Annotated in this window: 8 protein-coding genes; 5 read left to right on the top strand and 3 right to left on the bottom strand. The window is 61.9% G+C overall.

What is annotated here, in order from left to right; translation table 11 throughout:
• The coding region (locus tag PLJ71_11755) for a CehA/McbA family metallohydrolase (GenBank protein ID HQM49351.1) at positions 1 to 2,504 on the bottom strand (2,504 nt) is incomplete at its 3' end.
• A gap of 50 nt (positions 2,505 to 2,554) precedes the next feature.
• On the opposite strand from PLJ71_11755, the gene PLJ71_11750 reads away from it, so the two are divergent.
• From PLJ71_11750 to PLJ71_11730, 5 genes are all read left to right on the top strand, one after another.
• Positions 2,555 to 3,016: a carboxypeptidase-like regulatory domain-containing protein gene (locus tag PLJ71_11750; GenBank protein ID HQM49350.1), complete on the top strand. Its 462-nt coding sequence runs from the start codon at positions 2,555 to 2,557 to the stop codon at positions 3,014 to 3,016.
• A 234-nt stretch (positions 3,017 to 3,250) separates the two neighbouring features.
• Entirely contained in the window at positions 3,251 to 3,880 is a 630-nt protein-coding gene (locus PLJ71_11745; protein ID HQM49349.1) for a TetR/AcrR family transcriptional regulator, read from the top strand.
• Complete coding sequence (locus tag PLJ71_11740; protein ID HQM49348.1) at positions 3,880 to 4,998, top strand: HlyD family efflux transporter periplasmic adaptor subunit; 1,119 nt, start codon at positions 3,880 to 3,882, stop codon at positions 4,996 to 4,998. Before PLJ71_11745 ends, PLJ71_11740 begins: the two co-directional genes overlap by 1 nt.
• The gene (locus PLJ71_11735; protein HQM49347.1) at positions 4,995 to 5,933 is read left to right on the top strand and encodes an ABC transporter ATP-binding protein; all 939 of its coding nucleotides are present in this window, start codon (positions 4,995 to 4,997) and stop codon (positions 5,931 to 5,933) included. Before PLJ71_11740 ends, PLJ71_11735 begins: the two co-directional genes overlap by 4 nt.
• A gap of 1 nt (position 5,934) precedes the next feature.
• Positions 5,935 to 7,050 (top strand): ABC transporter permease, encoded by a 1,116-nt coding sequence (locus PLJ71_11730; GenBank protein ID HQM49346.1) that lies wholly within the window; start codon positions 5,935 to 5,937, stop codon positions 7,048 to 7,050.
• 118 nt (positions 7,051 to 7,168) lie between these two features.
• On the opposite strand, the gene PLJ71_11725 is transcribed toward PLJ71_11730, so the two are convergent.
• Positions 7,169 to 9,010, bottom strand: coding sequence for a sodium/solute symporter (locus PLJ71_11725; GenBank protein ID HQM49345.1), 1,842 nt, complete (start codon positions 9,008 to 9,010; stop codon positions 7,169 to 7,171).
• The gene (locus tag PLJ71_11720) at positions 9,010 to 9,234 is read right to left on the bottom strand and encodes a hypothetical protein (GenBank protein HQM49344.1); all 225 of its coding nucleotides are present in this window, start codon (positions 9,232 to 9,234) and stop codon (positions 9,010 to 9,012) included. Before PLJ71_11720 ends, PLJ71_11725 begins: the two co-directional genes overlap by 1 nt.
• Between the last annotated feature and the right edge of the window lie 51 nt (positions 9,235 to 9,285).

Here is a 9,285-nt window from a genome sequence, read left to right as displayed (position 1 = left end):
TCGTTCGCGTCACGGCCCATCACAGGCGACAGCGTTGCGCCGCGGCCGATGGCAGCTGCCACAATGTATGCGTCGCCGTCAACCTTCACGCGCACGCTGTGCTCGAACCGCACAGTTCCTTCGCGGAACAGTGCGGCATGCGTCTCGCGCGTGAAAACGAGGTCGTCGCTGCGCTCGCCGTTGATCAGCACGTCGACGCGATCCACGCCGAGCCAGTTCGCGCACTGTACCCGCACGTGCACGTCCACCTCGCCCGACGGCGCGGCTACCGTATCGCCGACCGTGCCGGAAACCCCGGCGTTCCCAGCGGGGCTCACGTTGAGTTCGAGGAACGGCCCGTTGGTCATCGTCGAGCGGCCGGCCTCGAGAGCCTGCACAACGTCGATCTCGTTAATAGCGGCAGGGTCGTCCGTCGGGCTCTCGATATAGTTGCGCACCTTGCCCGAACCGTGGAAGTTCGAATGGGCATCGGTGTTGACCACACCCGGACGGCTCTTTCCGAGACTCCACAAGCGCAACCACGCGGCGATGCGGTTACTGGCGGGATTGTACTTACCCTCGCTGCCAGGCGGCATCATATCGGTCAGGGGGGCCCAATAAACGGCGCCGGGCGGCCGTATTTCAATAACGTCGACGTGCTGATGCATGCGCGAGAGGCCGCCGTCTTCCTCGCCGTCGCCGTTGCGGTCGAAATAGACCCGGTTCATGTCGGGATGATTGAGTTGCACCAGTTTCTCGCTGGCGTCGTCCCACATCGCGAGGCGGGCGATCTGGACCTCGGGATCCAGCGACGGCTGCGGCGCATGGTTGTCCTGAGTGTGGTAGACGGGCTGGAGCGGGAACGCGTTGTGATGGCTGGTGTCACCATCCACGCTGGTAAGCTCAACGCCGACCGAGGTAGCCATGCGAGCGGTGAGGCCGAGGCGTTGCAGAACCGGCGCATAACTGTACAGGCGGTTGTGGTCGGTCGCTGGAGCGAATTCGATGTTCTCGCAGACCAGGTTCAACACCCGCCCTTCCACACAAGACAGATTATCGCCCGATTCGGTGGTGTGACTGTGGAGGTCGCCGCTGATCCAGCCCGTGGTGTCGACCGTGCGGACCAGCGTGGCGGCCAACGGCGTTGCTTTGCCCTGTTCGATGGTGATGTCCGTGAACACCGCGTCGTATTCGGGGCCGCGGCTCACGATCACGTCGTAATCGCCGGGCTCGAGGGGTTGCGTGAACCGGCCGTCCGGCGTGTAGTAAACGTTGTGGATGCCGTGCACGCCACATTCGGGCCCCAAGAACGGGTCGGCGGTTCCGTTCTTGCCGATGAACTGGACCTTGCACGGGATAGGCCCGCCAGTGACGCCGCTGATGGCCGCATCGACGTATCCGGGCGCGGGCAACTCGACGGCGATGGGGGCTGCACCGGGAACGCTCACTTCTACGTCCGCGGAACCGTAGCCCAGGCAGCTCACCCTGAATTCATGCGCGCCAAGAGGCAGCGCCACGGTGATGGCGCCATCGGCGCCGGTACGGCCCCATCCGAACTCGGGCGCGGAGACGGCTTCGACCCGCGCGCCCGAGACCGGCGCGCCGTTCGCGCCGCGCACAACCAGCGTCGCGGGGTGCTGCTCAACGCCCTGCAACGCCCGGACCGTCCCCATCGCCTCGAGCAGCGACCGGCCGGGCACAATGCGCCGCGCAAACTGGACGGTCTGGCCCGGCGCCAGGTCGAACACATCGTCTTCGCCCTGTTCGAGGTACGCCAGCACTGACGGCGCATCCGGACCGTCGTAGCCCTCCCCGATGGCGTGGTAGAAGACCCGATCCTGCGATACGGCCACATAGGCCTGATCGAACCATTCATAGTACCCCCAGTAGATCCGGTTCGGGCCCTCGGGGGTCTTTTGTATCGCGCGCTCGTCGGAGGATTGATCGAGGCGCACGTAGTCCATGAGCTTGCACGAGACTGGCTCGCGATTCGGATTGACCACAGTGGTCTCGATGGTGAGATACGGCGCGCCCTCTTCCAGGATGTATCGGACAAACGTCAGCGGCCTGCCTTCGGGATCCAGAAACTGGCCGGGGTCTTCGAGCACCATGAAGCTGATGGTGATGGTTGCGCCTTGAAGCGGGCGGAGGGCAGCGGTTTCGAAGGGCGTCTGGACGCCGTCAACCGTGATCTCCTCGGGGAACACCAGCGAAAAGGGTTTCCACGGCACATACGCCTGAAGCTGGTCGTTCGGGTCCTGCCGCGTGGTCAGGTCAAGCACGCCGCCGCCTACGCCAAGTGTCATGAGATTGGCCTGCCGGTAGAGACTCGGATCGGCAATCACCGCGACGATTCTCTCGTTCCGCAGCACGAAATCGCCGCAAATCGCCTCGCTTTCTTTGCCCGCAGGAGCATATTCCGCGTACGTATCCTCCGTCAGACGGACGATCTCGGCGGCCTCGGCCAAAAATGCCGGGACGGCGACCGCCGCCAGCACAGACAGGGTGGTTATGCATAGCCTCATAATTGACCTCCATATGCCCAAGTGGGAACCCCGCGCAGAACGTGTCCCCCGTGCCTGCATTCGTGAGCGCAAAGCCGCAGTATACCATCCTCATGTCTGGGGAGCGTGAGGAAGGATTCCGCGTCGATCCTCACCTTTCCGGGCGCCCGCGCGACATAAGGACAGCAGCCAGTATTGACGCAGCAGACGGGTCCGTTACCGATGCAGGCAATCCCGTTTCGGGGGCCAGGATTCGCGTGTTGCCCATGGAACTATGGCAACGAGCCGAAGCCCAGGGCGTGCCGTGGACAGACATGACCTCTGCGTGCGACCTGTCCGGACTGGCACGTGCCCTGGCGCAGAATACCGAGACCGACGCCGATGGGTCGTTCCGACTGCGCTGCCTGGCACCGGGATACTATGTGGTGGGGGCCCCCATCAGAGACACGTGGGCTGTCAGCCAGCCCATCGAAGTCCGTGTCGGCAACGAGACCGGCCCCGTGGCGCTAACTGCCGAGCAGACAAAGCCTTAGCGAGCGGCACGAGCATCTTGCCCACGGTTGGCGAATCACGAGAACAAGACAGGCAGGGACGCCTCCACCACAACGCCTGTCCGCACCACAATTAACCGCGGGCGCGGTGGCCTCGCCCTGCAAATGGGGTCGCTTCGGAACCTGGGATTTCGGAAAGTCAAAAATGAGGTGACAAACCTCCGCCCCGAATGTATAATAAGTAACTGACTGTTTAGTTAATAAGAGGACCGCGCCATGACCGAGCCCAAATGGAGGCGATGCCCCGAAGAGCGCCCTGCCCAGATTACCAGTGCCGCGCTTACTGTCTTCGCGCGCAAGGGCTACGTCCGCGCCACCATGGACGAAATCGCCAACGCCGCCGGGATCACCAAAGGCACGATCTACCTGTACTTCAGCAGCAAGAAGGACCTGTTGCTGGCCGTTGTTCGCGAACAAATGGAGCGATTTCTCGCCTTCTTGCCCCCCGTGGACGCCGCCATACCCGACGATATCGAGCGCCATGCCCGTATTTTGGGCAAGGCTTTTATGACTGCCTTGATTACCCCAGAGGCAACAAACACCATTCAGCTTATTCTCGCCGAGCTGAAGCACCTTCCAGAACTGAAGCAACTCTATCAGAATGAAGCACTTCCGAACGCCAACGCACGCGTGGCCAAGTTTCTCAAAACCCAGATGGACCGGGGGACGTTTCACGGTCTTGACCCCTCCATTGCCACCCGCTGCCTGTTCGGCATGTTCTTCATCTTCGTGTTGACCCAGGAAATCTTCGGCGCCAGCCGTGTGACGCCAATGTCGCCGGAAGCCGTTGTAGACACCATAATCCACATATTCTTTCACGGCATACAAAAACGGGGCGCCGCTTGATGAAACGCTTATCATTAATCCTCATCGTCGTTGCGTCAGGCTGTTTCAATGGCAACCATCACACGCTCCACGTGGCGGGGGTGCTCGAAGGCATCGACGTCAATGCCGGTTCCCTCGTGGGAGGCCGCATTGCCAAGGTCCATGTGAAAGAAGGCGATCGCGTAGCCGCAGGCGACCTCCTGGTCGAACTGGACGACAAGGACGTAGCGCCCATGGTCCACGCCGCCGAAGCCCAACTCCGCAAAGCGGAGGCGCTGCTCGCAAAACTCGAGGCTGGCGCACGCGCGGAAGAAGTCCGCCGCGCAGAAGCTGCCACCGAACAGGCCCGCCAGCAATACGCCATGGCGCTCAAGGGCGCGCGCTCGCAAGAGATCGACGCGGCCCGCGCCGCAGCCGAAGCCGCAAGGGCGCAACGCGACGACGCCAAGCAGGCCTACGAGCGCGCCAAGAAACTCTTCGAAACCGGCGCGGCCTCTGAGATGGCCCATGACCAGGCAGAAAACGCCCTCAGCGCAGCCGAGGCCCAGTATACCGCCGCACTGGAAAAACTCGACCTCGTCGTCGAAGGAACGCGCGACGAAGAAGTCCGCATGGCCAACGCAGCCCTCGACCAGGCGGAAGCCATGCTCGACGAACTGCGCAACGGCGCGCGCGAAGAAGATATTGCCGCGGCCCGCGCGGCGCGGGATGCCGCCCAGGCTGAACTCGATATGGCCGCGAGCCGCCTGCGGGAAATGGCCGTCCACGCCCCTATGGACGGGATCATCGAAAGCATCGATGTCGAGCCCGGCGACCTGGTCCAGCCGGGAGCCATCGTGCGCCTGGTAGACCCCGACAATCTCGAACTCGTCGTCTACGTGAGCGCCGCGGTGCTCGCCAAGGTTCGTCTTGGCCAGCGCATACCCTTATCGCCCGACGGCGACGAAAACACCTACGAGGGCGAGATCGTTTTCATCGCAAACCAGGGCGAGTTTACCCCGCGCAACCTTCAGACCGAAGAAGCCCGCGCCCGCCAGATGTTCGGTATCAAGCTGCGCGTCTCCTCGTACAACGGCGCATTGAAAGCAGGGATGACCCTCACGGCCCAGATACCGCTCGAGCAGGCGGAGGCCTCATGAAAACTGTTATCACGACCGAGAACCTCACCCGCCGCTTCGGCCACTTCACCGCCGTAGACGGGGTCAGCCTCGAGATTGAGGAAGGCGATATCTTCGGCTTTCTCGGGCCGAACGGTTCCGGTAAATCGACTGTTATCCGCATGCTCTGCGGACTTCTGCTGCCCTCGGAAGGAAGCGCCCGGGTACTCGGATGCGATGTGGTCCGCCAGAGCGAGAAGGTCAAGCACAACATCGGGTACATGTCGCAGCAATTCAGTCTCTATCCCGACTTGACTGTTATCGAGAACCTCACGTTCTACGCGCGCATTTATGGCATTCCCCGCCGTGACCGACGGCCCCGCATTGAAGACGTCATCAGAACCGCCGGCATTCAGGACTACCGCAAACGCCTGGCGGGAAACCTCTCCGGCGGCTGGAAACAGCGCCTCGCGCTCGCCTGCGCACTGGTCCACCAGCCCCGCCTCCTGTTTCTCGACGAGCCCACTGCCGGAATCGATCCGGTCGCGCGGCGCGAGTTGTGGAACCTCTTGTTCGAACTCTCCGGCCAAGGCGTCACCTTCTTCGTCACGACGCACTACATGGACGAGGCGGAACGGTGCAGCCACGTCGGCTACATCTATTTCTCGAAGCTCATCGTCTGCGGCACCCCCGGCGAGCTCAAACAACTCGAGGAAATCTCTCCCGAAGGCACCGTCCGCCTTGAGGTACGGTGCCAGCGGCTCCCCTCCGCTATGCGCATCCTCAGCACCAAGCCTTACGTGCGCGATGTCACGATTTTCGCCGACTCCTTGCACGTGTTGGCCGAGCGCGGACACGACCAGCGCATCGCCGCCGACCTCGAAGACTCCGGATTCACGCAGCCGCAGGTCGTCACGATTCCGCCCACGCTCGAGGACGTGTTCGTCACCCTGACCCAGCGCAGGAAGAGCGCCTGAGATGTTCAGGGGCATCACATCCATCATCTACAAGGAAACCTTTCACATCCTGCGCGATTTCCGCACGCTCTTTCTCATGTTGCTCCTGCCCGTCATGGACCTGTCCATCTTCGGCTATGCCATCGATCTCGAAGTGCGCAACATCGCCACCGTCGTCTACAACCTCGATGGACGCCCCCAGAGCCGCGACCTCCTCGAAATGTTCGCGAATTCCGGCTATTTCGCGTTCCAGGACATCGTGTTCACCGACGCCGCCCTCGAGGACGCCATCGTACGAGGCGACGCAAAGGTGGGCATCAAGATTCCGCCGGACTACACCGAGCGCCTGTTGCGGGGCGAAAGCGCCGAGATCCAGATACTGCTCGACGGCAGCGATTCCACCGTGGCCATGCAGGCCCTCCAGGTCGTCAATGCCATCGCCCTCCGAAAGTCGATCCAGATCATTTCCGACAGCGTGGGATTGCCCGGCCGGTTCCCCATCGATGCCCGGCCCCGCGTGTTGTTCAACCCCGACATGAAGACGCCCTACTTCATGGTCCCCGGTCTTGTGGGCATTATCATGCAATCGGTAACCATGCTCCTGACCGCGTTCGCCGTGGTGCGCGAAAAAGAAACCGGCACCCTCGAACAGCTGATGGTGACGCCGGTATCGCGCATGGGCCTGATGTTGGGCAAACTCCTCCCCTATGCCGTGGTGGGTTTCATCGAGATGGTGTTCGCTCTCGCCTTGATGTGGTTTCTATTCCGCGTTCCCATTGCCGGAAACGTCTTCCTGCTGGGCCTGTTCGGCATGATTTTCGTGGTCACCACACTGGGCATGGGATTGCTCATTTCCGCCATCGCCCAGAACCACATGCAGGCCGTACAACTGGCCCTCGTGTTCATGTTGCCCTCGATTCTGATGTCGGGATTCATGTTCCCCATCGAATCCATGCCGCCGCCCCTATACGCCTTGGCTCACGTAATTCCCGCGACGTACTGGATCCGGATTCTCAGAGGGGTGATCCTGCGCGCGGCGGGTGTCTCCGACCTCTGGCGCCAAGGGGCCTACATGATTGTCATCGGCGTGGTTGTTCTTTTCGTTGCAGCCTCCCGGTTCCGCAAAACCCTCACTTGACCCGGACCGTGCGAGACAACGGGCCTGGTTGCGGCCGGGACCTGCGCCGCGCGCGTACCGCCTACCGGGATTTCCGCATTCTCCGCCTTCAGTGCCGGACAGGCTATCAACCACCCGCTTACAGGATTTTCTCGATCACGGCCATTTGCCCGTCGTAGAGGTGGCCGTCTTCCAGGGCATCGGGATGGATTCGCAGCGCGTCGCCGTCGGCCTGTCCGCCTGCCCGCACATGTACCGACCGCAACCCGCCAAACCACCAGCGCGGATCGGATACGTACAGGATGTCGCCCGTGCGGGCCGCCATGCGTTCGAGCGCCTGCGCGGGCACCAGGACCGTTTCGGCGCTGGGAAGCGTTGCGTCGGACTCGACGCGCACGCGGGCCTTTTCCCCCTGTACGAGATTGGGCTCGCCACCCTTGTATGCGCGAATGGCTTCACGCTCGGTGCCTGTGACCAAGCCCGTAAGCTCACTGAGCGGTTTGGGCTTCGTGAAGAGGCTCACAACCACGCCGAGAACGCCGCACACCGTCATGCCGTACAGGGCGCGCATGAACCCGTAACTGCCGCTGCCCATTCCGAACGCAAACGGACCGATGAGCCACGCATCTAACGGCGGGAAGAACGAGATGCCCACCAGCACAAGCCCCCCCGCCAATGTGGCTACTGCCGCAGCCGGGGTATACCGTTTCCAGAGGATCCCGAAAAGAATCGCTACGACCATCGGCACCGGAATCGACCCCGTCACCACGGCATGCGCGTAATAGATGCTGTCGTATTGGTAGTAATAGACGGGTACCAGCGCAAGACCCAGCGCGCCCGCCGCTAAACTCACGAGACGGGCCACTTTCAGGTGATGGGCGTCGCTGGCCTCGGGCCGGACGTAGCGCCGCCAGATGTCGTTCACGAATACCGCGCTCACCGCGTTGATCAGCGTATCCGCGGTACTCATCAAAGCCGCCGTCAAGGCCGCAAGCACAAAACCGAACACGCCCGGCGCGCACAAGAACCATGCGGTGTAGACGAACGCGTCGCTCGCCCCCATCTCGAGTTCCCCGTTGGCGACAAGGGCGCGGCCTACCCAGCCGGCCCCGCTGGTGGCGATTGCGGCCAGCGGCGCAAGAACCAGTATCCAGCATACGGCCATCTTGCGCGCATCGTGTACGCTCTTTATCGCAAGAAACCGCATGACGATGCCCTGATTCATCAGGATGAAAGCGCCGCTGTTGCAGATGCCGTCCTGCACGAACACCCCGATAAAGCTGAACTTGTCCGGCGCGTTGAATTCGGAGAAAGCGAACCGGTGCCCTTGCGGCAGCAGCGCCCAGAAATCCACAAACCCGCCGAGATGAAGAACGCCCGCGAGGAACACGCCCAGGCCAGCCACAAGCAGGATGATCCCCTGCACCAAGTCGGTCATGATCACCGAGGTCTGGCCCCCCACATACACGTACACGGTCACCAGAACCGTCGTGATCACGGCGCCGGAAAAGACCGACCATCCCAGAAGCGATTTGAGCACCACGCCGACCGTGAAAACGTTGATGCCAATGTAAGCGATGAGATACAGCAGGATGATCACCGTCGCGAACGCCCGGGCCTGCGGCCCAAACCGCCGCTCGAGGTACTCGGGAATGGACACGACCCGCTGGTAATAGATGATGGGCAGCCATACAAGCAGCAGAATGCTCATCCAGTACCAGTCGTTGAGGTATGTCTGGCTGCTGCTGATCCCGTACGTGAACCCCTGCTCGCTGTACTTCTGGAAACTGTAGCTCCCTACCGTGGTCGCGATACACGAAAACGCGATCAGCCACCATGAGAACCGCTGGCCCCCAAAGAAGAAATCCTTGGTGGTGCGGGTGTACCGCGCAAAGCAGATGCCGAACGCAACAATCCCCACAAAGTAAACAAGCACCACCAAGAGGTCGAGACGCGTGCCGATGAATTGAGTCGTTTCCATCAGGCCCCGGCCTCCTTGGGCACATAGGGCAGCCAAAAGGTGAAAATGGACACCAATACGAGCAGGAACACAAACCCGCCCACAAGGATCCAGAGCAGGTTGCGGTCCCGTCTGGTCGTGAGATCGAAATAACCGCCCCTGATGCCGCACCAGATTCCAACGGCCAGCAGAATACTGCCGATGCCGTATTGACAGACGATGGGCCAGACGCGTGTCATGTCCATAATCAAGACTCCCCCTTTGTGTCCCTACCCCCTTATGATATGCGGATGCCG

This window comes from Candidatus Hydrogenedentota bacterium, from assembly GCA_035416745.1.
Lineage (GTDB): Bacteria > Hydrogenedentota > Hydrogenedentia > Hydrogenedentales > SLHB01 > UBA2224.
The sequence above is the reverse complement of the archived record's forward strand: the minus strand, read 5'-3'. Positions and strand labels throughout refer to the sequence as shown.

Coding starts and splice junctions, on each gene's coding strand:
- PLJ71_11745 (HQM49349.1), top strand. CDS start 3,251: ATGACCGAGCCCAAATGGAGGCGATGCCCCGAAGAGCGCCCTGCCCAG.
- PLJ71_11740 (HQM49348.1), top strand. CDS start 3,880: ATGAAACGCTTATCATTAATCCTCATCGTCGTTGCGTCAGGCTGTTTC.
- PLJ71_11735 (HQM49347.1), top strand. CDS start 4,995: ATGAAAACTGTTATCACGACCGAGAACCTCACCCGCCGCTTCGGCCAC.
- PLJ71_11730 (HQM49346.1), top strand. CDS start 5,935: ATGTTCAGGGGCATCACATCCATCATCTACAAGGAAACCTTTCACATC.
- PLJ71_11725 (HQM49345.1), bottom strand. CDS start 9,010: ATGGAAACGACTCAATTCATCGGCACGCGTCTCGACCTCTTGGTGGTG.
- PLJ71_11720 (HQM49344.1), bottom strand. CDS start 9,234: ATGGACATGACACGCGTCTGGCCCATCGTCTGTCAATACGGCATCGGC.